Annotated in this window: 23 protein-coding genes; 12 read left to right on the top strand and 11 right to left on the bottom strand. The window is 41.3% G+C overall.

Translation table 11 applies throughout. The features are described from left to right. Positions 1-41: 41 nt before the first annotated feature. Positions 42-1,595 (bottom strand): alkaline phosphatase family protein, encoded by a 1,554-nt coding sequence (locus ACM2FC_RS01560; RefSeq protein ID WP_498479064.1) that lies wholly within the window; start codon positions 1,593-1,595, stop codon positions 42-44. A gap of 549 nt (positions 1,596-2,144) precedes the next feature. Between ACM2FC_RS01560 and ACM2FC_RS01555 the strand changes: the two genes are divergently transcribed. Then, positions 2,145-3,815, top strand: coding sequence for a methyl-accepting chemotaxis protein (locus tag ACM2FC_RS01555; RefSeq protein WP_498479062.1), 1,671 nt, complete (start codon positions 2,145-2,147; stop codon positions 3,813-3,815). Positions 3,816-3,899: 84 nt separating this feature from the next. Here ACM2FC_RS01555 and ACM2FC_RS01550 read toward each other — a convergent pair whose 3' ends face one another. Next, positions 3,900-4,808 carry a haloalkane dehalogenase gene (locus ACM2FC_RS01550; protein ID WP_498479061.1) on the bottom strand — a complete coding sequence of 303 codons (909 nt, stop codon included), beginning with the start codon at positions 4,806-4,808 and terminating at the stop codon, positions 3,900-3,902. A gap of 338 nt (positions 4,809-5,146) precedes the next feature. Between ACM2FC_RS01550 and amt the strand changes: the two genes are divergently transcribed. Further along, positions 5,147-7,336, top strand: a complete 2,190-nt coding sequence (gene amt, locus ACM2FC_RS01545; RefSeq protein WP_498479060.1) for an ammonium transporter — start codon at positions 5,147-5,149, stop codon at positions 7,334-7,336. Between the two features lie 46 nt (positions 7,337-7,382). Here amt and ACM2FC_RS01540 read toward each other — a convergent pair whose 3' ends face one another. Continuing rightward, positions 7,383-8,594 carry a hypothetical protein gene (locus tag ACM2FC_RS01540; protein ID WP_498479059.1) on the bottom strand — a complete coding sequence of 404 codons (1,212 nt, stop codon included), beginning with the start codon at positions 8,592-8,594 and terminating at the stop codon, positions 7,383-7,385. 335 nt (positions 8,595-8,929) lie between these two features. Between ACM2FC_RS01540 and ACM2FC_RS01535 the strand changes: the two genes are divergently transcribed. After that, entirely contained in the window at positions 8,930-9,358 is a 429-nt protein-coding gene (locus ACM2FC_RS01535) for a PACE efflux transporter (RefSeq protein ID WP_498479058.1), read from the top strand. On the opposite strand, the gene ACM2FC_RS01530 is transcribed toward ACM2FC_RS01535, so the two are convergent. After that, positions 9,355-10,134 carry a M15 family metallopeptidase gene (locus tag ACM2FC_RS01530; protein WP_498479057.1) on the bottom strand — a complete coding sequence of 260 codons (780 nt, stop codon included), beginning with the start codon at positions 10,132-10,134 and terminating at the stop codon, positions 9,355-9,357. The two genes, ACM2FC_RS01535 and ACM2FC_RS01530, sit on opposite strands and share 4 nt — an antisense overlap. A 199-nt stretch (positions 10,135-10,333) precedes the next feature. Further along, positions 10,334-10,525 (bottom strand): hypothetical protein, encoded by a 192-nt coding sequence (locus ACM2FC_RS01525; protein WP_498479056.1) that lies wholly within the window; start codon positions 10,523-10,525, stop codon positions 10,334-10,336. A gap of 498 nt (positions 10,526-11,023) precedes the next feature. Here ACM2FC_RS01525 and ACM2FC_RS01520 point away from each other — a divergent pair, with 498 nt between their 5' ends. The 4 genes from ACM2FC_RS01520 to ACM2FC_RS01505 all read left to right on the top strand — a co-directional run bounded on the left by ACM2FC_RS01520 (position 11,024) and on the right by ACM2FC_RS01505 (position 14,809). Next, positions 11,024-12,568 (top strand): glutamate synthase-related protein, encoded by a 1,545-nt coding sequence (locus tag ACM2FC_RS01520; protein ID WP_498479054.1) that lies wholly within the window; start codon positions 11,024-11,026, stop codon positions 12,566-12,568. Between the two features lie 179 nt (positions 12,569-12,747). Then, positions 12,748-13,374 carry an NUDIX hydrolase gene (locus tag ACM2FC_RS01515; RefSeq protein ID WP_498479053.1) on the top strand — a complete coding sequence of 209 codons (627 nt, stop codon included), beginning with the start codon at positions 12,748-12,750 and terminating at the stop codon, positions 13,372-13,374. Positions 13,375-13,541: 167 nt separating this feature from the next. Next, positions 13,542-14,102 carry a GNAT family N-acetyltransferase gene (locus ACM2FC_RS01510; protein WP_498479052.1) on the top strand — a complete coding sequence of 187 codons (561 nt, stop codon included), beginning with the start codon at positions 13,542-13,544 and terminating at the stop codon, positions 14,100-14,102. Further along, positions 14,099-14,809 (top strand): SDR family NAD(P)-dependent oxidoreductase, encoded by a 711-nt coding sequence (locus ACM2FC_RS01505; RefSeq protein ID WP_498479051.1) that lies wholly within the window; start codon positions 14,099-14,101, stop codon positions 14,807-14,809. The genes ACM2FC_RS01510 and ACM2FC_RS01505 overlap by 4 nt, the downstream gene beginning before the upstream one ends. A gap of 23 nt (positions 14,810-14,832) precedes the next feature. Here the strand turns inward: ACM2FC_RS01505 and ACM2FC_RS01500 are convergent, their stop codons facing one another. The 3 genes from ACM2FC_RS01500 to ACM2FC_RS01490 form a co-directional block, all read right to left on the bottom strand. After that, the gene (locus ACM2FC_RS01500; RefSeq protein ID WP_498479050.1) at positions 14,833-15,453 is read right to left on the bottom strand and encodes a hypothetical protein; all 621 of its coding nucleotides are present in this window, start codon (positions 15,451-15,453) and stop codon (positions 14,833-14,835) included. 142 nt (positions 15,454-15,595) lie between these two features. Further along, positions 15,596-16,624: an FUSC family protein gene (locus ACM2FC_RS01495; protein WP_498479049.1), complete on the bottom strand. Its 1,029-nt coding sequence runs from the start codon at positions 16,622-16,624 to the stop codon at positions 15,596-15,598. A gap of 325 nt (positions 16,625-16,949) precedes the next feature. Next, the gene (locus ACM2FC_RS01490; protein WP_498479048.1) at positions 16,950-18,191 is read right to left on the bottom strand and encodes an amino acid permease; all 1,242 of its coding nucleotides are present in this window, start codon (positions 18,189-18,191) and stop codon (positions 16,950-16,952) included. Positions 18,192-18,741: 550 nt separating this feature from the next. On the opposite strand from ACM2FC_RS01490, the gene ACM2FC_RS01485 reads away from it, so the two are divergent. Beyond that, positions 18,742-20,016: an MFS transporter gene (locus ACM2FC_RS01485; protein ID WP_498479047.1), complete on the top strand. Its 1,275-nt coding sequence runs from the start codon at positions 18,742-18,744 to the stop codon at positions 20,014-20,016. Positions 20,017-20,292: 276 nt separating this feature from the next. Here the strand turns inward: ACM2FC_RS01485 and ACM2FC_RS01480 are convergent, their stop codons facing one another. After that, positions 20,293-20,991 carry a DUF3313 domain-containing protein gene (locus ACM2FC_RS01480; protein WP_498479046.1) on the bottom strand — a complete coding sequence of 233 codons (699 nt, stop codon included), beginning with the start codon at positions 20,989-20,991 and terminating at the stop codon, positions 20,293-20,295. 230 nt (positions 20,992-21,221) lie between these two features. On the opposite strand from ACM2FC_RS01480, the gene ACM2FC_RS01475 reads away from it, so the two are divergent. The 4 genes from ACM2FC_RS01475 to cyaB all read left to right on the top strand — a co-directional run bounded on the left by ACM2FC_RS01475 (position 21,222) and on the right by cyaB (position 23,364). Next, positions 21,222-21,473, top strand: a complete 252-nt coding sequence (locus tag ACM2FC_RS01475; protein ID WP_498479045.1) for a DUF2999 family protein — start codon at positions 21,222-21,224, stop codon at positions 21,471-21,473. A 99-nt stretch (positions 21,474-21,572) separates the two neighbouring features. Continuing rightward, positions 21,573-22,430: an AraC family transcriptional regulator gene (locus ACM2FC_RS01470; protein ID WP_498479044.1), complete on the top strand. Its 858-nt coding sequence runs from the start codon at positions 21,573-21,575 to the stop codon at positions 22,428-22,430. Positions 22,431-22,562: 132 nt separating this feature from the next. Further along, entirely contained in the window at positions 22,563-22,757 is a 195-nt protein-coding gene (locus ACM2FC_RS01465) for a hypothetical protein (RefSeq protein ID WP_498479043.1), read from the top strand. A gap of 43 nt (positions 22,758-22,800) precedes the next feature. Next, positions 22,801-23,364 (top strand): class IV adenylate cyclase, encoded by a 564-nt coding sequence (gene cyaB / locus ACM2FC_RS01460; protein WP_498479042.1) that lies wholly within the window; start codon positions 22,801-22,803, stop codon positions 23,362-23,364. A gap of 44 nt (positions 23,365-23,408) precedes the next feature. On the opposite strand, the gene ACM2FC_RS01455 is transcribed toward cyaB, so the two are convergent. Then, the gene (locus ACM2FC_RS01455; protein ID WP_498479041.1) at positions 23,409-24,497 is read right to left on the bottom strand and encodes a UDP-N-acetylglucosamine--undecaprenyl-phosphate N-acetylglucosaminephosphotransferase; all 1,089 of its coding nucleotides are present in this window, start codon (positions 24,495-24,497) and stop codon (positions 23,409-23,411) included. A 64-nt stretch (positions 24,498-24,561) separates the two neighbouring features. After that, positions 24,562-25,971 (bottom strand): sulfate adenylyltransferase subunit CysN, encoded by a 1,410-nt coding sequence (gene cysN, locus ACM2FC_RS01450; RefSeq protein WP_498479040.1) that lies wholly within the window; start codon positions 25,969-25,971, stop codon positions 24,562-24,564. Positions 25,972-26,006 lie beyond the last annotated feature (35 nt).

The raw sequence follows: 26,006 nt of genomic DNA, 5'->3' as shown, positions 1-26,006 counted from the left end.
GTATGAAAATGCCGCAGTGACATCACTGCGGCAATCAATGGTTAAGAAACAACTTCACCCGTTGTAGGGTTTAGGAACACTTTTGGATCTAGGTGCTTTTTGTGGAAGTTAAACATGTTATCTAACGTTCCAGAATGCTTGTCCATAGAGTGTTTGATATGTCCTAGCTGCCAGTTATTCTCTATGAAGCGAATAATTGAAGCCTGGTTGGTCAAGGTATGATCAACGTAGTTTTGCTTAGCGTATGGGGAAATCACTAACAGTGGTAGACGAGGCCCATATCCAGCACGACCTTGTTCATTCGCGAAGTGGTTCTTCGGCGGCATAACATGATCGTAGTAACCATCCGAGTCATCATACGCAATGATAACCGCAGTATGTTTCCAGCTCGGCAGTTTTTGTAGGCGGTTAATGGTACGTACTAGGAATTTCTGTTCATCCAATGGATTTGAATATCCTGCGTGCGCGTCTTCAACCCCTTTTGGTTTTAGGAAGCTAACTGCTGGCATATGACCGCTTTCGGCTGCCTTCCAGAAAGTCTTCAAGCTGTATTGATGGTTCGCTCTGTCAGTCTTGCCCACCATCGCTGTACTGCTAGGCGCTAAGTGATGAGGGTTAGACGTTGACTTATAATATTGGAACGGTTCGTGGTGAGGAATATAATCCTTTTTCTGTCCACCGAACACGTTGGTGCTGACAGTATCACAGCGAGCAATGCCGGACTTAGTTCGGCTCGATGGGTCAAATCCCCCCTCAAACCAGCCCCAAGTCACTCCTTTTTCATTGAGCAAGTTACCAATATTTTTGCCCTTAATGTATACGAGTCCGCCATCTTTTGCTGGATCTTCTTCTCCAGCTTTCGCTTGAGCTGGATTCTTATAAGAACAATCATCAAAACGCGGATCAACGTCGCCAACAAGATTTCCATTGACAATATCTGGTGCATCCGTTGGGAAGGCTTTACCTGTCGTACCCGCAATTAGGTTGAGCGCACCAGGGGTAGACGGACCAAAGATTGTTCCATAAGAGTTATCATTTAGCGAATAGTGCTGAGCGTAGTTCCAGAGAGCCGTGACAGTATTTCCGTCATAGTAACCCATCACTTCATGTTGACATTCTTTGGAGCTCTTGTTCCCAGTTGCACTGACGAATTGGTTCACCAAGCCACCATTGTATGCTTCTTGCTCCGCTTCATACTCATGATCTTGGTCGCAAGGCTCTTTGTCTCGCTTCAGCAAAAATGGATTGATACGGTTTGGGTTATGAGTCAATAACTCTGGAGTTAAACCATTGACAGGCGGAGTATCAGGTTTTGCGTGGAACGCCGGCTCACCTTTTGGATTTGTGGCGTGAGGGTACGTGCCGAAGTAGTGGTCAAACGAAATATTCTCATCAAAAATGACGACGACGTGCTCAATTGGAGTTTTCGTTTTGTCTTGAGACGACGTGTTGGCTGTTGTGGTTTGCTCAGTTTTTGTACCTTGAGTATGATCGTTGTTTGAGTCCGCTTGTAAATAAGAGCACCCACCTGCCAATGTAATAAAGGAAAAGGCAAGAGAGGCCGCTACGAGCGTCGGCTTAAATTTCCTAGTCATAATAGGTCCTAGCTGTTTACTTCCAGATAAAATGACAACCATTGCGGCTGCCAATGAATGCTCGCCAGCATAGTTTTGAATTGTGGAAGATTTATGACTTTTTCATGACGCCTAATTAAAGTAAAAAACACATTCACAGTGGAGCCGTGAATCATCTTTAATCAATATTAACAATGAGTTAATTAAGAAATTCAGCACAATAGCTTTGAGACTCGACTAATTCTGCAATGTTACTTTTTGAAATATTTTGAAATATTTACATCAATTTATTCATTGAGGAAATTTATATTCAATCAATTTATAAAGAACAACAGCGACTCTCATTTTCGTTTAGAGCTTTTTTTCAGTCCTGTCGTTGACGTGTAAATAAACCCAGTTCAGTTCATTGGATGAATAACTTTATAGATGGCAAAACAATAAAATATGAAACAAGCATCACATAGTCTGGATAAAGTTATTTATTATCGTTTTGATGCCCGAATTCTCGTCTGGTCACAATAGCGATTTTTGCCTAAAGTTTTAGATACCCGATGTCTAGAGGCAGAAACTATGGAATGGTTTAAAGATCTCCCAATCAGAGTAAAAATACTAGGGTTAGTGTCTGTATTATTGCTACTTTTAATAATTACTTCAGCGTTCAGTTCATACAAAATGAGTGTCATTGGTAGTGAGCTAGAAGGTATCGCTGGTGAAAACATCCCACTGGTTCAATTAGTCAGTGACATCACCATAAAGCAGCTAGAAGCTGCAATTCTCATCGAAAAGGCTCTTCGCCTAAGCTCTGCAGAAGAAATAAAGAAAATTGATAAGAAATTCCACCAGCTCAGTGAAGACGTTGACAACGAGTTCGTCGAAGCGAAAGTATTGCTGGAAGCCGCTATTTCCCATGCATTTACCGAAGAATTAAAAGCAAAAGAGTTAATTTTATTGTCGAAGCTCGACGGCCTTATTGCTGAACACAAAACCTATGAAGAACATGGCTTCGCTATTCTTTCGCAACTGGCTTCCGGCGCTGACGTTAGCTCCGGAGTCGACAAGTTGGAAGAGGAGCAAACTCAGGTCAACGATCACCTTAAAGACTTCTTAAAGCAATTAGAAAAAATCACTGAAGAGACTGTGCTGTTTACTGAATCTGAAGAAAAATCCGCTCTCAGTACAATGATCATTATTTCTTGTATTTCGATTGTTTTAGGGTTGGGTATTGGCTGGATGGTTAGCGGGTTTATCACCTCTAGGCTAAAAGAGGCAAAACATTTAGCAAACGAAATGGCCCAAGGAGATTTCTCCAACCAAAGTCTATCGATACCAGATAATAAAGACGAAATTGGCGAGTTATATCAGGCAATGACTACCATGTCGCAGAACTTAAGCCAGTCAATTGCCATCATCCTAAACAATACTCAGCACATCGAGTCTTCTATGAACGAGGTCTCCCGCTTATCCAAGCAAAACTCAACCATTGTCGATGAACAATTCCAACGTACAGATCAAGTCGCTACAGCAATGACAGAGATGGCTTCTGCCATTACAGAAGTGGCGGCCAGCACATCTAATGCGAGCGATACGGTCAACCTTGCTGAAGAGCAAATTAATACTGGTAGAGCCATAGTCTCGCAAAACGTCGAAGCAGCGGAAGGTTTGGTCGAGAATATGTTGTCGTCAAAAGAGGTCATTAACGAGCTAAAAGGCAACTCTGAAGCCATATCTAGCTTTGTTAATACTATCAATGAAATAGCAGAGCAGACCAATTTACTCGCTCTAAATGCTTCTATTGAAGCCGCAAGAGCTGGAGAACAAGGCCGAGGGTTTGCTGTCGTTGCTGATGAAGTCAGAGCGCTCGCTCAACGAAGCCAAGAATCCACAAGTCAGATTGAATCCTTAATGGAGAATTTGAAAAATAGCGCAGACTCTTCTGTCGATTCAATTGAAAAAAGTTTTAATGACTCCAATGCAACTCTGCAACTCGCCCAAGAGATGGGTTCATCGTTTGACAGCCTAACAAAACTAATGGTTGATGTAAGCGAAGTAAGTACACACATAGCAACGGCAAGTGAAGAACAATCGGTCACAGCAGAAGACGTAAACCAAAACCTAACCTCAATTCGTGATTCAAATGAAGGAGTACTGAATAGTTCTCAAAGCACCTCAGAGCTTGTGGAAAAAACCAATCAATTGATCCACGAGCTTAGGGACAGTGTTGCAAAGTTCAAAATTGCCTAAGCGTTGAGAACCGTTGAATCAAGTGTTGAAGGCCACTCTGTGCCTTCAACACCGCTACAAAGCTAGCGTTCAACGACACCAAGTTTAATCAATGGCGACATACCAATCGTGTATAGCTTGACCAATTTCATGCGGGCAATCTTCCTGAATAAAGTGAAGCCCTTGGCCAACGTCGACCGCAGTAATGTTTTTAAAATTGTTTTTTATCCAATCCACCTGTTGTTGTTGAATCATAATTCCTGGCTTCGCGGATAACAGCAACTTCGGAATTTCTGTGGTTTGTAACCACTTACTATACGTAGACACAATAATATGCACATCGATAGGTGTTGAAGAGATTGGGATCTCATTGACCCATTTCCAAACAGGTATACGGCTTTTATATGTTGTAAAAGGGATACTGTAGGCTTGCATTTCCTGTTTAGACAAAGTGCGCAGAACAGCACTTGGCAAAAATTTCTCCACAAAGAAATTTTGATTCAATATAAGCTCTTTTCCCAGTTCAGGAGTCCTAATCTGGCGAATCATTTCTGCACCTTCAGTTGGCAATGTATCCCATTTATATGGCGCTACCAATGACTCCATAAAGGCGATTGCCTTGATGTTTTCTTCGTTCATAGAAGCATAAGAAAAGCCCAATGCAGAACCCCAATCGTGAACCACCAACGTAATATTTTTTAAATTGAGTTCATTGATGAAAGCGTCCAAATATTTCATATGATCCACAAATCTATATTGCAAATCTGGCTTATCTGACTTCCCCATGCCAACTAGATCCATCGCTATTGCTCTACCCGAGCCAGAAACATATGGAATAATGTTGCGCCATAGATACGAAGAAGTCGGGTTACCATGAAGAAATAAGATCGGCTCGCCTTCACCTTCATCAATATAGTGGATCCTTGAGCCTAAAACCTCGACGTACTTTGACTCAAACGGAAAATCGCCACTGATATCCTTAGAGTTGATTGTGTCGATGTCTTGCTGTGACATGTTACTCTCCTTTTTCTTAACATTATGATTTGGCGTCGAATTGAGGAAGCGAGCAAATGCTCCGTAAACCTACTTTATCAATTTTGACGACACAACAATGAGTTTAAGTGGCTAAATAAAGAAACGGAATACAAGAAAAACGGACGTAACGGTGCAAATATGAAACACCTTCTTTAAATGACGACATGCGATGAAGTCTAGAACTTGGCCGATATCTTATCCGTCTTCTATCATTAGATGACAATATTCCCCTAGGTTGTCAGCCTTGAAACATGACTTAGCCGCAGTAAACCAACCCTGAGTGTTGAAGCGACCTTGCGATAACAAAAGGAGAAAGAGTGGATTCAGGCATTGCTTATCTTGTTGAAATGCAAAATATTATGTGGGTCATATTTTGTGCTGGCAGCGTATTCCTTATGCAAGCTGGGTTCTGTTTCCTTGAAGCTGGGTCTGTTCGGTCCAAAAATAGCATAAATGTAGCCGCTAAAAATTTCTGTGATTTCTGCATTGCGGCGGCTCTGTTTTGGATGGTTGGCTTTGCCATCATGTATAGCTCGTTTGACAACGGCGTTGCCCAAAACTACTTGTTTCTTCAAGGAGTACACTCTCCCGCCCTACTTGCTTTTTTTATTTTTCAGCTGGTATTTTGCGGCACCGCTGCGACGATTATGTCGGGGGCGATATCCGAACGAGCAAGCTTTTCAGCTTATTTGTGTGTCACTGTATTTATATCTGGCATTATTTATCCTTTTTTTGGTCGTTGGGTATGGAATGGGACAATCGAAGGCGAACCTTTAGGCTGGCTAAGTCAGTTAGGCTTTGTCGATTTTGCAGGCGGCAGTGTTGTCCACTCTCTAGCTGGGTGGGCATCACTGGCAGCGGTTCTCGTAATCGGGCCTAGAATTGGGCGATTTGTCAAAGGCGCACCTGCTATCCAAGGACACAATATTCCCATGGCAACAGTGGGAATTCTCATTCTTTGGTTTGGCTGGTTTGGCTTTAACGCAGGCAGTACTTTTAAGCTTGACGCGAGCATACCGTTGATCCTCATCAACACACTAATTTCAGCGAGTTTTGGTTCGCTGTCGATATTAGTCCTTAGTTATATTCGGAAAAAAAAGCCTAATGTTTTAGATATTCTCAACGGAGCTCTAGCTGGGCTTGTCAGTATTACTGCAGCTTGTAATGCTGTCACACCTGCACAAGCGGCAATTATTGGTATGTTAGGTGGATTCATATATTTATTGGGCACTAAGTTGCTCGACATCTACAAAATTGATGATGTCGTAAAAGTTGTTCCAGTACACGGTTTATGCGGTGCGTGGGGGACGTTAAGCGTTGCCCTATTTGGAGACCCATTAATATTAGCAACGGGTCTCAGCCCTCTAGAGCAAACTTGGGTTCAGATTTTGGGTATCATCATTTGCTTTCTATGGACCTTCTTCCCAACATATTTCTTCCTTAAAATGATCAATAAAGTGGTTCCGTTACGAGTGAGCCTAGAAGACGAAATTCAAGGACTCAACATTTCAGAACACAACGCAAACACTGAAGTCATTGAACTTCTATCAGCCATGGAAAATCATAAAAAAAAAGGCGACTTTAAATCTCAAGTCCATGAAGAGCCACACACTGAAGTAGGCCAAATTGCACGAGAGTACAATAGAGTCCTGTCTATTGCTTCTGAAGAAATAGACAATCGAGTTAAAGCAAACGAAGAACTCGAAAAATCATTTAAGCAGTTGCAAGACACTCAAAACCAACTTGTAGAGTCGGAAAAAATGGCGTCATTAGGAGGATTAGTTGCGGGTATCACCCATGAAGTAAAAACCCCTTTAGGCGTTAGCCTAACCGCCTCTTCGTTTCTAAAAGAAGAAGTCGACGACATCGTTAATCGATACCAAACTGGCGAGTTATCCGAGTCTGGTCTGGAGCAGTTTTTCGAGAGCGTCAAAGAAGGTAGCGATATCATACAAATCAATATCAATAGAGCGACAGAACTAATAAAAAGTTTCAAAGAAATGTCAGTCGATCAGGAGTCTAATAAATATCGTCAACTCGACTTAAAGCATTATTTAGAAAGAATCCTCACTAGTATGCAGCCTCAGTTTCGTAAAACCCAATATAAGATAAACATATCCTGTACAGAAAACTTGATTATTTTTACCCACCCCGGCGCTCTATCTCAAATTATATCTAGCCTTTTAATGAACTCGCTCTATCACGGTTTTGAAGGAAGAGATGAAGGAGTCATCGGCATTCATGCGGATCTCACAAGTGACACCGTCCATATCGAGTACTGTGACAATGGGGTGGGTATTTCAAGCGAAACCCTACCCCATATTTTTGAACCATTTTACACGACCAAACATGGCAAAGGTGGCAGCGGACTAGGACTACATATTGTCTATAACATCGTCACTAACACGTTAGGCGGGACGATTACATGTGAAAGTGAACTGGAAAAATTTACGCGATTTATTGTGACTTTTCCGAACACAAACGGGGAAAATCCAACTACCGAGTAACGCCCAAACTTCAAGGCTAGCTTAGGGCATACTTCGGATATTACATCTACATGAGGGCTGTGCCATTCTTGCCTTGTGCATATAAAGCTAAGCTCACCTTCTGCAAAGCTTTTACATCTTCTGGCATCACCAACATTGTTGGGTTATTGGTCTTTGGAATTTTATCTATCATCAGCCTCACTTGTTTCAGAGGCTCTCTGGCATCAGGGACCCTTTTTTGCACAAAGTCAAACCACTTTGCATCCATATGATGTAGGACTTTTTTTACAACATCTGGGTTATTAATGGTGTAGGGTTTTGTATGGTCGCTAGTCACACGAGTTATATCGTAAATAACATGTTCTTTTTCTTTAGCAATAAGAGCGCCTTTCGTATTTAACTGAAGCTCACCAATCACTCCGTTTTCCATACGTAGAAAAAATTTAATATCTTGATAGCCTGATTTCTGTGCTTTACTATTGAACCCTTTCAACCCATCTTGTTCTGTACCTGAACCATATCGGTCTTTTAGGCTATTCTTGAACTTCTTAACGTTCTGAAATTCGTCGGTTGACGCAATCAATAGCTTGGCTTCCAGCATTGTATCAACAGAAGTAAACTCCAACGTCATCCTTGCACAGTCTTTTAAATCACCAACTTCGCTGTCCCTATCTCTATTGGTTATTTTATCAAGAGCACCATTAAAACTTTTTATCCCATGGTGCGCGCCAGGAGGACTGGAAAGCTTTACTTCATGCTCACCAAAGATTTCGATGATTTTTCTACAAAAAACCTTGAGCTGAATTTGAGCTTCCATGATGTCTCTATAAAAAAGAAACAATTGCTTTCTTTTCAATCTGGCACTGGCCAATTGAGAGCGTGAGTGAATGCTAAGGTCTTTGTTATTTACTAGCGTTTTAGAACTAAACTTTCTAGTAAACCAATTTCGGCTATCTTTATTCTTGATCTCCTTGACGACATCTTGATCTAAGTATTTTTCTAGCTCAGCATCACTGCTCAATATAGCTAGCATTTGCTGAGCCATTTTACCTTCTTCGGTGTTAGAAAAGCCTTTGACTTTAAGCATGTCTTTCAACTCACTGAGCTTGCGATTAAACTCTGCGTTATTGACTAGTTTGAAGCCCTGACTCATGTTTCTTTGCTTATTAATTTGAGTCAACACTTTTTTCATCGCGTTTTTGGATCGATCGACAGAGCCTTCAACTGAATTATCGTATCTAATTTTTTCTATTAAATCTTTTGAAGCAACACTTAGCATCCTCTACCTCCTCTGAATTTAGAGATTCGAACAAAAATCATCCAAATTTTTGTCGGACAATGAAGGAATAGCATGTATCTGGTTAATGATGGGTTAATAAATAGCGGACATTCGGTAGCGTTACATTCAAAGGTAAAGGTGAAAAGAAAATGATTTACAAATGAACTCGATTGTCACTATCTTTACCATCGTTTTATAGATGATTTATTTGGAAAGCAGAGTGGCTATAGAGCTGACACTAACAATATAGATACGTGAAACTAATTACGAGCATGTTTCTTACAGCTAATTCTGGGTATACAATGCCTCGAGATTTAACGCACTAGGTAAATGCTGTGAGAACCCGATTAGATCGCATACGTCACGCGATCGCTTTTGAAATTATTGGACTAATCATCGTTGTAGCCATCTTCCAACATTTCGGGTTTGAAGCTGGGCATGTAGGTGTGCTCGGTATTGCTCTGTCGATCATCGCAACGGGATGGAATTATGTTTATAACCTAGGGTTCGACAAATTTATGCTCAAGCGTTATGGCAAAGTGCAAAAAAGCGCACTAGTTCGAGTATTCCACGCACTCAGTTTTGAAGGTGGTCTAGTATTCATCACCGTCCCTATGATTGCATGGTTTCTAAAAGTAGGCCTTATCCAAGCATTAATGCTGGACATTGGCCTGGTCATTTTTTATGTGGTCTATGCCTACTTGTTTAATCTAGCTTACGATAAAGTTTTCCCTGTACCTGAAGCGACCGAAACTCAGACTTAGTGGTTTAAATAATCTACCGGAAAATTGAAGTACGTATTCGGGTAAGGCTCGTAAGCCAGCGTATAGTGCCACCACTCGGTCTCCAGTGGTACAAACCCAGCACTGACCATCAAGGTTCTCAACAGCAATCGATTGGCTTTCGCTTGTGGGTTGATTTGCGAATAATCAGGATGAGATATTGGGCTAAAGCAATCATAGCCACTGCCAAAATCTAAACTATTATCAGGGGCTCGCTCTGATTTTGACGCAGTACAAGATTCATTAAGGTTTACATTACCCAAGCTGGGAACTTGGCTATTTAGAGGTACAATCGTGAGATCTATTGTGCTTCCTCTACTATGCCCTGAACGCTTATCAATATATCCTTGAGCAAATAATTGCGATTTATCTACGTTTGGATAAAACGCCTGCTTCATTTTGGTATCTTCAATTTTGTTAGCCCATTGAACAAAATCGTCTACTGCTCTTTGAGGGCGATAGCAATCATACGCTTTCAAAGTAAGCCCCATGGGCAGTAGCTGGTTCTCTACTTTCTTTAGGGCTTCTACCGCCTGTTTGGTCAATAGGCAAACAGGGTTGTTATAACCGTCGATCTTTTTTCCCACAAAGTTGTAATTAGTATCATATCTCATATCAAGCTGCATGCTTGGAATAAGCTTTGTGACTTCTACAAAGTTCTTTGGAGGTAAAGTAGTGTCAGCCGCTGCTATAGAATTGGAAGAAATAAGAAGAGAGGACATAGCAATAAAAGGAAAGGCAATTTTATCAACTTTCATACTGTTTAATTCCATTTAATTCTTCAATAGAAAACGCAGCATATCAAAGTGAGAACCGAGAAAATACCAAGATCATCATTGAATCAAAATAAATGGAATGTCAGTGGTATATTCGAAGATGTACCGAATACCAAAGGTAACTTCAATATTCGGCAGTTTTCTTAAGTTTTTGAAAATATAGGATGCGGGGCCACATCTATTATTTATGACTACTCGAACTAATTGCATTTTGTTGATGCATCATCGAATGCTGCCCATTCCCCATATATTGTTGCATCATGTTTTCACACGCTTGTAGGTGAGTTTGCTCGATATAAGCGTAAGCCCCAACAGGCACGCCAACAACAAACACAATCGCGATCGTCAGCCAAAATTTATTTACCTTAGACATAGTACTTACTCCTTAGATCTAATGTCCAAACAACCTACGCCAAAATCCTACTTTAGGCTTTTGACTCATATCAGAATTAAATTGATTTTTAGATTTGTTTTGAACGCCATGATTCATATTCTGACCTTGTTCAGGCGCTCGTTTTTTACTAGATCCACAACAACCCATAATATTGTTCTCCTAAGTTAATAGTTAACCTCATTAGATAACTTAAACCAGTACCTTGAGGGCTGAGTATTAGCGTAAGGCTTCCACCAAGGGTAAGGTCAATGGGTTGTTTTCAAATATTGAAAATCAGTATTCAGTTATTTTTGTGACAACTAACTTCTTGATTCATAATTTAAATGTCAAATTATGATAAATTGATTGGACAACTGTATTTAGTCATTACTTCGCTAAAACACAGTTGAAGAAACAAATCATTCATATAATTAAGAAAGTGAATTCACATACACCTACATAAAGAATTTTCTACATTGGAAATAAGGATAATGGTCAATGAGCAAACCAATTATTTTTGACAACAAGCCAATAAAAGTAGAGTTAAACAAAGGGGACGACTACTATTTTTGCGCCTGTGGACGTTCTAGCAAGCAACCTTTCTGCGACGGTTCACATGCCGGAACAGACTTTAAGCCCAAGCGATTTACGGCAGACGATGATGGTGACGCATATCTTTGCCAATGTAAACATACGGCAAACCCTCCCTTTTGCGACGGCTCACACAAACAATTTTCTAGCCAACAAGTAGGTCAAGAAGGACCCGGCGTTCAAGCCCAAATTGGTGATATCCCTGTCGCGACAGCAACAAAAGAAGAGCCCACTGTGGAACTGATTCACCAGCTCGCAAGAGAAGGTCTATCAAAACTTGGGCATCATGGCCCAATGACTTCCATGGGTGTACCTCGCCACATGCTGCCACAATGGGATGATATACAAGTCATGGTCGCACAAATGGCGCAAAAGCCGCTGATGGAAAATGTCGGCGTCAATACTGAGCTCATTATCGGTCCAAACGCAGACAAACCACTCAAGCTCAACATCCCTTTGTTCGTTTCCGACATGAGCTTCGGCGCGCTTTCTGAAGAAGCCAAGACTTCCCTTGCTAAAGGAGCTGAGCTAGCAGGAACCGGCATCTGCTCTGGAGAAGGGGGAATGCTACCGGAAGAACAAGCAGCAAACTCCCGGTATTTCTATGAGTTAGCCAGCGCAAAATTTGGCTACAATGAATCGCTTCTAAAAAATGTACAAGCATTTCACTTCAAAGGTGGTCAAGGCGCAAAAACAGGCACTGGAGGCCATCTTCCCGGAAACAAAAACGTGGGTAAAATCTCACAAGTTCGCAATATTGCTGAAGGAGAAGCCGCAGTTTCACCGCCGACATTTTCTGATCTCCATAGTGTTAGCGATTTCAAACGATTTGCGGATAGAGTTAGAGAAGTCTCTGGCGGTATCCCAATTGGTTTTAAGCTTAGCGCAAACCACATCGAAGATGACATTCAATTCGCTCTGGATGCCAGCGCCGACTACATTATTTTGGATGGCCGAGGTGGAGGTACCGGAGCAGCACCAGAAATATTCCGCGATCACATAAGTGTCCCTACCATTCCTGCACTAGCCAGAGCTAGACGTTATCTCGACGAGAAAGGGGCAAGCGGCAAAGTTACTCTCATTATTACTGGAGGACTTCGAGTCCCCATTGATTTTGTTAAGGCGATGGCACTCGGTGCTGATGGTATTGCTGTATCAAACAGTGCTATGCAAGCAATTGGCTGTGTCGCTGCTAGAATGTGCAACACGAATAACTGTCCAGCGGGTATTGCCACACAAAAAGCCGACCTGCGCCAAAAGCTGAATGTTGATAAGTCGGCAACTCAACTTAAAAATTTCTTTGAAGCTTCTGTAGAGCTGATGCAAGTTATGGCTAGAGCTTGCGGACATCACTCACTGAATGAGTTTAACAAGAAAGATTTAGCGACGTGGAACCGAGACATGGCCCTTTTATCAGGAATTAGATATTCAGGTTATTGCGAACCAAGCTAAGGCAAGGGTCTAATTGAAAAAATGAACTCAGTATCCTGAGTAACTCTACCCAAGTGTTGATGCAGCACTTGGGTAACTTTTTGCAATTAGTTGAAAGTTATCGCATTTATATACTGTTATATTTTGCTAGTTTATAAGGCTCACGGATTCGTTAAAAACCTTACAAGTGAGAATTCACCATGAATGAAATGTCACCTTGGCTAGACTGGGCAAAGCAAATACAGGCAATCTCTCAAGCAGGGCAAGCCTACAGCAAAGACAAGTTTGATTTAGAGCGATTTGATCAACTGGCAAACATATCCAGCGAAATGTTTTCACGTTTAAGTGGCGAGCCCGTAGAGAAAATCCAAAAGTTGTTTATTCCAGAAAGCGGGTACCCAACACCTAAAGTGGACTTGCGCGCAGGAATCATCAAAGACAATAAGATATTGCTTGTGAAAGAAATTGAAGATGGTGGATGGAGCATGCCTGGCGGTTGGGCAGACGTATGTGAACCACCGACACAAGGCGTTATTCGAGAGGTTTATGAAGAGTCCAGTATTATCGTCGATTCGCCAAAGTTAGTTGCCATTAAAGACAGAGCGTTGCACGCCTATAAGCCTGACTACCCTTTTCATATTTATAAACTTTTCTTTATCTGCCGCTATGTGTCGGGAGAGCCTAAAGCGACAATGGAGATTTCTGAATCTAAGTTTTTTGATATCAACTCTTTACCTAACCTTTCTATCAGTCGCGTATTACCAGAAGATATAGAGATGATATTTAGGTGTGCAAAACAAGACTCCATCACCGTTCACATTGATTAGCACAGTGTAATGTCGCTATGTTTTTGCTCAAGCTTGGTTAGTTATTTGACCTTTTAAGAATCACTCTTATTAGGTTAAATAACTGGATAGAAAAGGTTATAAATTTTCTTGAACCGATTTTATCTATATGAAACAGTTACACACCCTGTTATTAATTAGGTAAATACATGACGAAACTCGCTGTTGGCTCAAGGGTTGAGTTGCACAAACCTTCTCTTGCATTTTGCCCATTGGTTCTCGACGCTGTGCTCGAATCACAAAAGGAATTGGCGAACTACCTTCCATGGGTAGAATTTGCTTTAACTGAACAAAGCACCATCGACAACATGCAAGAGGCTATAGAAAACTTTGAACACTTCAGTGAAGAGTTAAGAATGGCCATCTTCGATAAAAATACTGGACGATTTTTGGGGATGACTGGACTGATCATTCATGATAAATCCATACCTCATTTTGAAATTGGTTATTGGCTAAGAACCTCTGAAGTCGGCAAAGGGTACGTATCTGAAGCCGTAAAACTTGTTGAATCCTATGCATTTACCGAATTAGGTGCACAACGAGTCCAAATTAAAGCTGTAGAATCCAATAGCAAAAGCATTGCGGTAGCAAAAAGGTGCGGATTTATATTTGAAGCATTGCTAGAGCATACGCGTCGCCTACCTAACGGTGAATTAGATGGAACAGTCGTATACAGAAAATTAGCCCGAGAGTATAGAGAAAATAAATGAAAGCAATAGTCACAGGAAGCGCTAGCGGTATTGGAAAACACGCACTGACACACTTAATTGGGCTCGGGTATCAAGTCATCGGTCTTGATAGATGCCCCATTCCAGAGATCGACGATTTACAATGTAAACAATTTCAAGTCGACTTAAGGAATCAAGGCGCAACCCAAAACATATTCAAAGAAATTGACGACTTCGATATTGCGGTTAACTGCGCGGGTGTAAGCAGTATGCGACAGCGTTTTGATCAGTTTGAACTCGATGGCTACATGGAAGCGTTCAACGACAACTTTTACCCTTTCTTCAATGCTATCCAGTGTGAACTCGCATTGTGCAATACAGCGACCCACAAAAAGCGAAAAATCATTAATATCGCCAGCATAACAGCGCATTATGGCTGCACCAATATGGCCGCATACAGCGCAGCGAAAGCCGCAATCGTAAATTTAACCAAAGTCATCGCTGTAGAAAATGCGCCAGACCTTCAAGTCAATTCTATTTCACCAGCAACAATTGATACACCCATGATTCAAGGGAAATATCATGGGAAATTACCCAATTATTCAAACAGCTACTTAACTGAAGATTGTGGAGAGACAAACGATGTTATCTCCGTAGTTCAGATGCTAATCAGCAACAACTTTATGACCGGACAAGATATTAAGTTAGATGGTGGGTATTCATCACAATTTAAGCTCAATATCAGTTGATGTCCTATCTAATTTAAGCGGTATCAGACCATAAACAGTTTATTATTTTGAATCTGTATATCACCTGCTATCAATCTTGCTTTTGCCTCTTCTATATTTCCTTTTGATACTTTGGCTACAATATCGCCCTGCTCTGTAAGAGCTTGGGCTTTTTTCACATCTACATTATTTTTCGCCAACGCAAGCTGATTCATCGCAGTATCAATGTTGTTCATATAAGTTCGAGCATTTGTACAGCCAAAATCATTCTGAGCAGCGTATAGTCTATTCTCACACGCATGCATATGCTGCACTGCAACGTTATAGTCACTTTGAACGGCTTGCAGCTGATTCAGATAAGTTTTTTGTTTATACGCGGCATAGTGAGCATTTAAAAAAGACCACTTTTTTGAAATACCATCCACATCGATTTTGTACCCGGGATACCACTGGCCATATTCCATTGCATATATCTTATTAGTCACACCCAAGTTAGTACTGAAATAATTTCCGCTGATCAATGACGTCTTCGATCCCATAATCGCTTCCATTTTTTGCGCCGCATAAATTTTAATTTCATTCGGCGTACTCATTTCAATGCCCGGATGAGTAAAATTATTCCAAGCTTCTTTTGGGGACAAGCTTAAGTTTCCACTGGTTGGCATACGTTATCTCCATATATCTATCTTTCCAATATTTTCCCGACAACTTATAGAATAAGAGTATTGAATACTATTACTGACTAGTGAAACTTTTGTTACACTTCAGTAACTTAAGATATGCCTCTCGATTTCGGTTTGCCATCATTCAGCCGTTTACACTAGTGTCAAATAATCTGTGGTAGGAAAGTGAAATATATGACACAACGTATGCGCAAACTACCCCAACAACATCCCCAACAAACACGTTAAATAGACGGTGCTCCCCAACCAATACACTTTGCGCGAGGCCACCAGCAGCAATGGCAACGAGCATCGAACGCAAACCATACGCCACTGGATATTTAGGGATACATAACGTAGCGATTATTAAAACCCCAACAAAATCATAAAATACCGAAGGAATAGGGACGACAAGGACAATGATAAAAGCGGCAACTAGCCCAAATGCGGCTCCACCGACACGATGAACGAGTTTACGGTGCATGCTACCAAACTCTCCGGTGATAACGGCCACCGAAGACCAAATTACCCATTTAGCCTCTGGAAGTTTGTAATACTCAACAATCCATGTCGTGACGAATAACGCAAAGGCAATAGACAAAACCGTCCAGGCCACTTCACCGTTCAAACTTGGCTTAATATGAGTATGCCATTTCCAATAGGTTTGATGCTTTTCATCAAAACCACACGCTAGAAAATGAACAATCGCTGGTCCAATAAGGGCGACAGAAGACCAAAGCAGTAAGTCGAGCTTATCTTGGTATACACTGCTAAAACCAGCATGTTCTCCTAAGGCTAAAGAGAGGTATAGCGATGGAATAAGAATAAAGCTTCCTAACGTTCGATACTCCTTGCCGAGTACGCTCAATCCCATACATGCGGCGCCCCAAAAGGTACAAACAATGATAAATAGCCAGAAATTTTTCTGAGCGCTAAGTAACAGGGCAATTCCGAACACCACTACAATTTGGTGTAATACAATAGCGGAAAATCCCCAGCGAAAAGTCCTCAATACGTAATAAAGAGAGAAACTGGCCAACGCAAATTCAATGGCCATGGAATCTCCAGTAAACCAGTAGTATATAAAGCAAGGCAGAACGGTTAGCGTTACCCGGAATACTTTCTTATGGAAGCGGCTATCAAAGAGTGATTCAATTGCGGCGCCGTAAGCCATACAACCTCCTAACTAATACGATTGGTAAGCGGCAGACTGGAACAAATCAAATCGAAAGCGCGTATCTGTTGAAATGCAAAGTAGGGATTCAAAAGTGGTGCATTCAACACCTGCTACATCCAATTCGTCATTACCTTCTAACCAAATTTATCTCCATACGCTGCAGATTACCTAACAACAGTGAAAGAAATAATCAGTATTAATCGACGAGTATGTTATATAAATTTACAGATACTGATAAGGTATTAATTTTAATGTAAAAACGGCCACCTATGATAGGTGGCCGCGCTAAGTCTCGATGCAAACGAGATAGCTCCTACTGGCCTTAGTGTAGTACTGGCAGCATATTCCAGCTAGCCATAAAACTTAAGACAAGCAATACAATTCCGAAAATAACTAAGATTGCGAGAAGCGGCACGCCACCACCGACCTTAAACGTGCTCGTTGTTTTCTCCTTCTTCTGTTGGCGTCTAATGGCTACGGCCATCGCAACAGGTAAGAAAACAAGTACGACAGCTAGACTCGCAGCGGCATAGTCCAGAGCAACTTGGAATAATGTTGGCGCAAACAGAACCAATGCCAGAGGAGGAAGGTAAGTTAAGAGAGCGCCTTTACCATTACCACTTTTTGTTTGGCTATCGAGGTTAAAAATATCACAAAGGTAATCTTTTAACGCCATAGTAACCGTCAAGAAAGACGTCGTTACTGCTACGTTGGTGAAAATATCCATAACCTTGTGACTCCAACGTAACGTGCCTTGAGACCCAAGCATGGTAAATAGTGCGCCTACGTCACCACTACTGTGGCTATGCAGGAAACTTGAATAGCTGGTCGTACCAAAGCGAGGCAAAATGCCCAATGTCACGGCGAGCCATAAGCTGTATAGCAAAAATGGAATTAAACTACCGAGCACAATCGCAATTCTAAGCTGTTTGATATCTTGCTCTAAATAGTTATACATACTTGGAACAATCAGCTGGAAACCAAAAGCAAAGAACAATACTGGTACTGCGCCCCAAAAATAAGGCAGAGCATGTTTAAATTGGAATAGATTTGCATGAGACACATCAGGCATCACTATCACTACAAGAGCAAAAAAACTAAGGCCTTTTATCGACAATAGGCTTCGGTTGGTTAAATCTACTGCGCGATGGCCAAGACATACAACTGAACCCAATACGATTGCAAACAATAAACTGGATACCCAATAAGGAAGCGTGATCCCACCCTGTGCGAGCAACGCACTTAGCATGGACGTACCACCACTCAGGTAAGCCGAAGATACTGCATACAACAGAATCAGGTAAGCAACCATACAAATCACTTGGCCAACACGTCCGAGTGTCTTGCTGCACATGGTATCGAAGTTAATATTTTTCAGCTTTAACTCAGCAAGCACCTCTACGAGTAGCAATGCCGTGATAATTGAAATGATCCAGGTAACACCTAACGAAATAACGGTAGGTACGAACCCTAACCCAGCTGTTGATAGTGGTAGAGCCAAAATCCCAGCACCGACGCAAGTACCAGTAATGATTAATATGGCTCCAATGGTTTTTGATTCCATCAAACTCTCACTTAATTATAGGAATAGTAACGACTTGAAAATAAGCCTTATCAATAGATCGTATCGACCTTATCGACGAATTTATGATTAAAAATAGCTGAGGAGTATCGGACAACGGAAAACGAATTAAAATCGATAATTTTTTACAGGTCTGTTAGCAAAACTAACATATTATTCTGTTTTTGAGATTAAGTAGGATGAAAAACAACCATATCACAGAGTTTTATTCTGCGAAACTAGAAACTATATTTATCTAGAGGAAAATTCAACCCCTGAAGGATCAGTGAATTAAGCAATAATTCCGTCTAGATAAAGTCTTTGGTAGCCTCCGTACAACAGGTAAAGGGGCTGTGGTGAAGTTCAAAGTACCATGACACTTCAGTCAAACTAAGATTGCATAACTATTTGTTAAATTGAATTTAATCGAATTCCTACAAATGTTAACGTGGAGCGCGCGTCAATTATTGTACTTACACAAGCCTAACTATCTCCATAAAGCATCCATTGCATTACTTTCTTCAACGTTAACCCAAGCGAACTGACATACAGCATGCAATTACGTAAAAATATTACTCACACCTTAAAAACATCCTTTGGTAACGCTATCGAATGGTATGATTTCTGCCTGTTCGGCTATTTCTCTGCCACGATCGGAAGGTTATTTTTTCCAACAGCAAGCGCTTTCAGTAGTTTGCTGCTCGCGTTTGCAACGTTTGCCGTTGGCTTTATGGCCAGACCTCTAGGAGGAATTGTATTTGGTTGGATCGGAGACCGCGTTGGCCGGTACTTCAGCATGAATCTAGCCATTATCATTATGGGGCTTTCTACACTATTCATCGCCTTTTTGCCCTCATTTGCCTCAATTGGAATTATGGCGCCGATACTCTTGGTAGTGATTCGAATTATTCAGGGGATATCCGCTGGAGGTCAGTATGCGAACCTCCTTGTCGTTACCGCTGAAAACAAACAACTTAAAAATACTGGCTTTTACTCAGGGATTGCAATTTCAGTGTCTCTCATTGGTTTCCTTTTAGCATCAGGAACCAGCTACTTAGTTCTCAACTATACGCCAACAAGTTTGGAACCTTATGCTTGGAGAATCACTTTCTTCTTTGGCGGCGTTTTACTGGCGATCTATTTATTCGTCATACGCTCTCAGTTTAAAAAAGAAGAGGCAAAAAGCTTTGATAAGTCTAAAGCACCCACTTCGAATACCTATAAGTTCTTATGGAAAGACTATAAACTGAGCTTTTTAATCGTTGTTTTATTTAGTGCAGCACTGGGTGGCATGTTCTACATCGACTTTGTCTATTTCGTTACCTTTTTCACCCAATATAGCCACCTCACAATGAGTCAATCATTGACACTCAATACCATTTCCCTGCTAGTCGCATGTTTGCTTTATCCAATGTTTGGCTTACTGTCAGATAAGTTTGGGCGCGCTAAAATGACCTTGTACGGCATCATTCTTCACATTGCGCTTCTCTACCCAGCGATTCATTTAATATTGTCAAATGATATGACCAGCATGGCACTCGGCCTACTGACACTAGTTATTTTAGGTTGCTGGGTTCAAGGAACCATAACCCCCATATTTTCGGAGATTTATCCGAAATACTTGCGAAGTAGTGGGTGTTGCGCCAGCTATGGCATTGGGGCTGCAATAAGTGGCTTCTCTCCAATGCTTGCCACTCAGCTGGATCATAATTTCTCCCATGGTTTTGTCTATATCTTTGTCGGAGCGCTTATTATTGGTGCTATTTGCGCCACGATATTAATCACCAATGGCCGGCTAGAGAGCCAACTTGTCGCACAGCACAGCTGATATGAAAGAGGTAAGCTCGGTATTTGGTTCTATACAATTAGGGGGTAATCAGGAGCATATCTGCCAAATACCGAGGTGAGCCAACTTTTTAAACTCCATGACATCATGCCTAATTAAACAAAAGTAAAAAACAGATCACTCAGCCAAAAAAAATTCCCCATTAATCAGTGAAAAAAATGAAAGCTCCGTAAGTCGTCTCACAATTTTTCACCACAATGGGGAACAACAATATGTTGGAAGTTCTGGTTTTTATACTAGAGCGTGCTCTAGGACAAACTAAGGTTTCTGCTTGGCTGAATAAACGGCAGATTGAACAAATGTTCTCATTTCTTTCACAAAGCCCTCAACCCGCTTTTGAACCTCTTGATACGTCAATTTAACGTACTCGTTGGAAAGAATACCGTTTTCCTTAATTACCGAAATTCTCTCTGCCAATAGTTTGCCAGTAATACTATCCGTGACTTTCGCCTCAATCACTAAACGGACCGTTTGGCTCCGGTGTCCAACGGCAGCAGCGACACCATCAATTACAGCGCCAATGGGTATAAAGTCGGTAATTTTCGCATCTTCTGCCCCCGTACTCGCTTCGTAGATGACAATGGACAATTTCGCTGTATGGGCCTGTGGCTCACTCACCACTTTAACGTCGCTCGACATATCTGATTTTAACTGCGCTGTTATTCGATCGGATATTTTTACCAATACATTTTGAGGAATTTGAGGTGAACGCTTCTCTTTGAGATCAATACTAACAGGCTGAACAATGATATTGGTGTAATCATGAGGAGTGAGGTTTTTAGATACCCACTGAATACCTTTTTCATCAGAAGAGTAGTTTACTTCGCTGAGTTTGATATTGGCAGGAGCGGCAACCGCTTGTTCTTTCTTGGTAGGAAGTGAGCTAGAACACGCAGAGAGCAAAACACTAGTGGCGATACCAATAAGAATAGGCGATTTGATTATTTTACGTACCATATTTTTTAACTTAAGGCTGGCGAACTGGGGCTTCACAGTATGCCACCAATATATTCCCAACACTCATAAATATAAGAAAAATAATTAATTGGTTTGACCAGATTGATTAATAGCTAGCAATCCAAAGCACGTTAAAAGAGAAAGCGAGAGTAACCCCTAGTTTTATCGCGCATATCGAAGTGCTAGACTATCTTTTCTATATTCACATTTCGCAGTAAAAAGGTAACGACATGAACCCAATCCTTGCAATATTGAAAGAGAACAATATTAGCGATGAGAGAATCAACGAATTATTTCAAGCTTTAACAGAAAACCCTCTCGCTGCCATGGCAACCGTTAGCCAATTAGGGTTACCTCAAGAAAAACTACAAATGCTTATGGCGCAAGTCATGCAAAACCCCGCGTTAATCAAAGAAGCGGTAGAAGAACTTGGCTTAGATTTCTCCAAAGTTGAAGCCGCAAAAGAGCAACTAAAGAAATAATACTAACCGGCCAGTTTTCAATAGTTTTTGGCCAGTTCAAAAAACACGCATTCATGTGGTGTTAAGCTAAAGCCAATGTAAGCTAGAGTTGGTAATAGTATGAAGCCTGAACTCAACAAAACTCCTATTCGACCGGGTTTTTCTTGGCGACACTACATGGATGACAGCCCACTCTCCAATAGTACGTTCCATTATCACAATGAGTACGAACTTATCCTACTCGTAAACTACCAAGGTAAAGTGCGAGTCAGTAACGTTGATGTCGAAGTAAGTAAACATTCGCTACTCCTCATTCCCCCTCATATTCCGCACTTTCTTGGAAGCTTAACGCCACAGCAAGGTGTGAATGAGAGGCATTCGTTATGGATAGACAAAGACTGGATATCCAATATGCTGACTCATTGTAGTGAAATGCATAAGTTGTCCAAGTTACTGTTTAATCTCAACAATGGCCTTTCTTTTTGCCCACAGACTTCGTTACAGGCTTACAAAGTCATCAATGAGTTAGATTACCAAACATCAAGCTTGGAGCAGCTCTCGGTACTACTGCGCTTCTTAAACGTAATCGCAACCGACAAAGATAGCATTTTGCTAAGATCACCTTTCCAGCAAGAAAATGAAATATGCGAATGTGAACAAGACAAAGTAGATAAACTTTCCAGCTTCATTGAAGAGAACTATGCGAAAAGCATTACATTGGATTCAGTCGCGGAATATATCTATTGCAGTTCTCGAACGGCCAACCGAATCTTTCAGAAACATTTTGGTGAAAGCTTCAGCCAGCGCCTTAAAAAGATCAGGTTAGGTCAAGCCGCAAGCCTACTCGAAACCACCAGCTTAAGTATTAATTTTATTTGTCACTCAGTGGGCTATAACAACCAATCCAACTTCAATCGATTATTTAAGTCTTATAAAGGTATGTCGCCGAGAGAGTATCGGAGTAAGCACTCCAAATAACCATTTTGAGAGTTGGAAACGCTTTCTCACGATTTGGCGAATAAGTACCAATTTCAGGCCCAATAGTGGAATTTCACCGCTCGATTTTCGCAATAATGTACTCATAGTTACCGTACTTAAAGAGGCAGCGTGATGATAAATTCGTATACCATTCTCAAAAAAGGCACTTTCATCGTCCCACAGCGTATCGACTTACCTGAAGCAAAGGAAGTTATTTACTCGCTAGTCTGTGATAACTTTGTCATTGATTCAAAGACAATAAAAGCAATCGATAGCCAAGAAGCGATAAGCAAATATGAAATGCAATTACAGCTCCAACAGAAGTAAGATGGGGGTGTTCAAGCCAATAAAGAAAAAGTAGAGGAACCCTTTGAGTCAAGATCATTTTAAAGGCAAATATGAAGTTGAAATAAAATATCGTCTTAAATCTAAAACCAATTTTTTGGCCACATTGAGTCAGTTTAATCACGGAGTGATGCTAATCGATAATATCGAGTCAGACACCTATTTCGATACCGCCGACGGTCAACTTACCGATGAAAATAAAAGCGTTTGCATTCGCGAAATGGAGCCTTCTGGAATCAAACTGTGGATTGTAAAAGGGCCAGAATCTGACCGATGTGAGGCAACCGACATTACTGACTCAACTGCCGCCAAAAGTATGCTATGTACCATGGGATATAAAGTGTCATTAAAGATGGAAAAAACTCGTAGCATTTACTTTTTAGGTCAGTTTCACATCACGCTCGATCACCTGAAAAATATTGGAGATTTTGCCGAATTTGCAATTATGACAGATGAAGAACAACGCCTAGAGCAATATAGAGCCGAACTCATCAAGCTCGCCAGTCAATTTGGGCTATCCAACAAAGAGATAGAACATAAGTCCTACCGGACTTTGCAAACTGAGCTAAATAACCTGAGCTCAGGTTAAATAGTGAAAAGTGCGTTCCAGCCGATAGTTAGATAAAAACGGCGCTACTTTGCTCGACATGCAATATTCGTTTCTTGCGAACGCGGTAAGCACTTCGCCTCAAAGAGGCAGACAACGGACGCATACACCACTGACAACGCTAGAAACGAATAAAACATGATGCTTTCACTCACATGATTTAGCTCAGAAAGTACGCCAATCGTCGCTAAAATTGCAGAAATACTAGAAATAATGCACAACGTATGCAAACTTGAATATCCGTGCTGCAGCAATAGATGGTGAATATGTCTCCTGTCTGCAGCGAAGGGCGATTTCCTACTGAGAAGGCGTTTTAATATAACCAGTGTCATATCCATTAATGGCACCGCAATAATCCACAAAACTGTCACCGGTGAAAAAGCTCTCTCAAACGGTAATTCATAACCCTGAGTACCAAAAATAAACAGCCATATAAACGTAAATCCGATATAGGTGCTGCCCGAATTTCCTAAAAATGCCTTAAATTTATCAATACGCTTTATGCCAAAGTTAAACGGCAAGAAAAACAAAATTGAGGTTAAAAGCGCCCAACAAAATGAAGCAAATGTTTCTGCTCCTGATATATCAAACAAAATCGCTAAACTGATTAACGCAATAGCAGCTAAAAAACTGAGTAGCCCATCAAGACCATCTACCATATTGAAAGCAGTAATCGAGCCTACCATTGCTAACGCCATAAAAATTAAGACATTGACCTTTCCAGCAATAAAGTATTCCCCATTTGCAAACAAACGCCCCAAAGAAAAAGTCGTGATATCGTGCCCGATAACCAACCAAACGCTGGTTAACACGACCAAACTGATCCTAAGCAATTTACTGATATCGAGCTTGTCATCAAAAACACCGAGCACAAGCAGCAAAAAACTCAGTCCTATGTATTCCATTGGTAAAGCGACCGCTTCGGGATACACTAGCACCGAGAAGGCAACTGGGACGTAAATGGATAAACCGCCCACAGGTGGAATATTGCCGACATGCTGCTTTCGACAATCAGGTGTATCAAGCAAGCGCCAACCACAGGCCAGCTGACAAAAAAGAATGGTTAGAAGTGAGGTACTTAAACCTACCAATATTAAGTAGACGCTTGCTTGCATATAGAATCACCCATTCATATTAAAGTTCACAGCTATTAACGACATCAGCTTTCCGTTGCCACGACTAAACTTCCTTACATCCCCATTCTGGGAAGTGTTTTCGAACGTATGAATTTAGATCTTTCTCCATTTGAGAGTACACCCGCTGCGCGCTTTCCTTTTCATCTGCAATCGACGCAACCATTCCTGCGCCAACGGTCACATTGCTGTGTCTATCAATGACAACAAACGAACCCGTTTCCGCCAAGCTGTGGTATTCGTCAAGAGGCACCTGATCGGTCAATTGAATGGAAGCAAGTGCAATTTCGTTTAATGCCAATGCTTGGCACTCTTGTTCACTATGCTCCAGAGTGTTTACATCAATTTTATGCAGAATATTGGTGAACGTTCCGCTGCAGCTTTTTGTTTTAAACTTAAATATATAGTCTTGGTGGGTACGCAGTGGCGCTTCTCCCATCCAAACTATGTGGGAAGTGAATTTGTTGGTTATTTTGGGCTCGTGTCCCGTGTGGACAAGCATATCGCCACGGGAAACATCAATTTCATCTTCCAAAGTAATGCTAATTGCTTGACCGGGATAAGCGCTTTCCAAGTCTCCATCATAAGTGTAAATACGTTTTACTTTTGAACGCTTTTCGGAAGGGAGCGCGGTAATATTATCGCCAACTTTTACAACGCCTGAAGCCAATGTGCCGCAAAAGCCCCGAAAATTAAGATTTGGACGATTAACATACTGAACAGGAAAACGCATATGTTCTAAGTCTTTATCTTGGTTCACTTTGACGGTTTCAAGCAACTTCATCAAAGTTGCTCCCGGATACCAGTCCATATGATCGCTTGGTGTAACGACATTATCGCCTTTTAGTGCGGATATAGGGACAAAGCGGATATCCTTAATATTGAACCCATTCGCCATGGCGCGGTAATCAGCTTTAATCTTTCGATACACTTGCTGGTCATAATCCATCAAATCCATTTTGTTGATAGCAACAATAATGTGCTTAATCCCCAGTAAACTGCATAGGTAGCTATGCCTGCGAGTTTGAGTTTGTATCCCGTAGCGCGCATCAACCATCACGATTGCTAAATCGCAAGTAGACGCGCCAGTGACCATATTGCGTGTATATTGCTCGTGTCCCGGAGTATCTGCGATAATGAATTTGCGCTTGTCGGTAGAAAAATATCGGTAAGCCACATCAATCGTGATGCCTTGCTCTCTTTCCGATTGGAGCCCATCAACTAACAGCGCTAAGTCAAATGCTTCATCAGTCGTATTAAACTTTTGTGAGTCTTTCTCAATGGCCGCCATTTGATCTTCGTAGATCAGCTTGCTGTCGTATAGCAAACGCCCGATCAATGTCGACTTACCATCATCCACATTCCCACACGTAAGAAAACGTAATAGATCTTTATTCTCATGTACCTTTAAGTAGGCTTCGATGTCCTGCGCAATTAACTCTGACGAATGCGACATGTAAATTCCTTATGTCTAATAATTTTTATATAACG

Source organism: Vibrio sp. A37 (assembly GCF_059777565.1).
The sequence above is the reverse complement of the archived record's forward strand: the minus strand, read 5'-3'. Positions and strand labels throughout refer to the sequence as shown.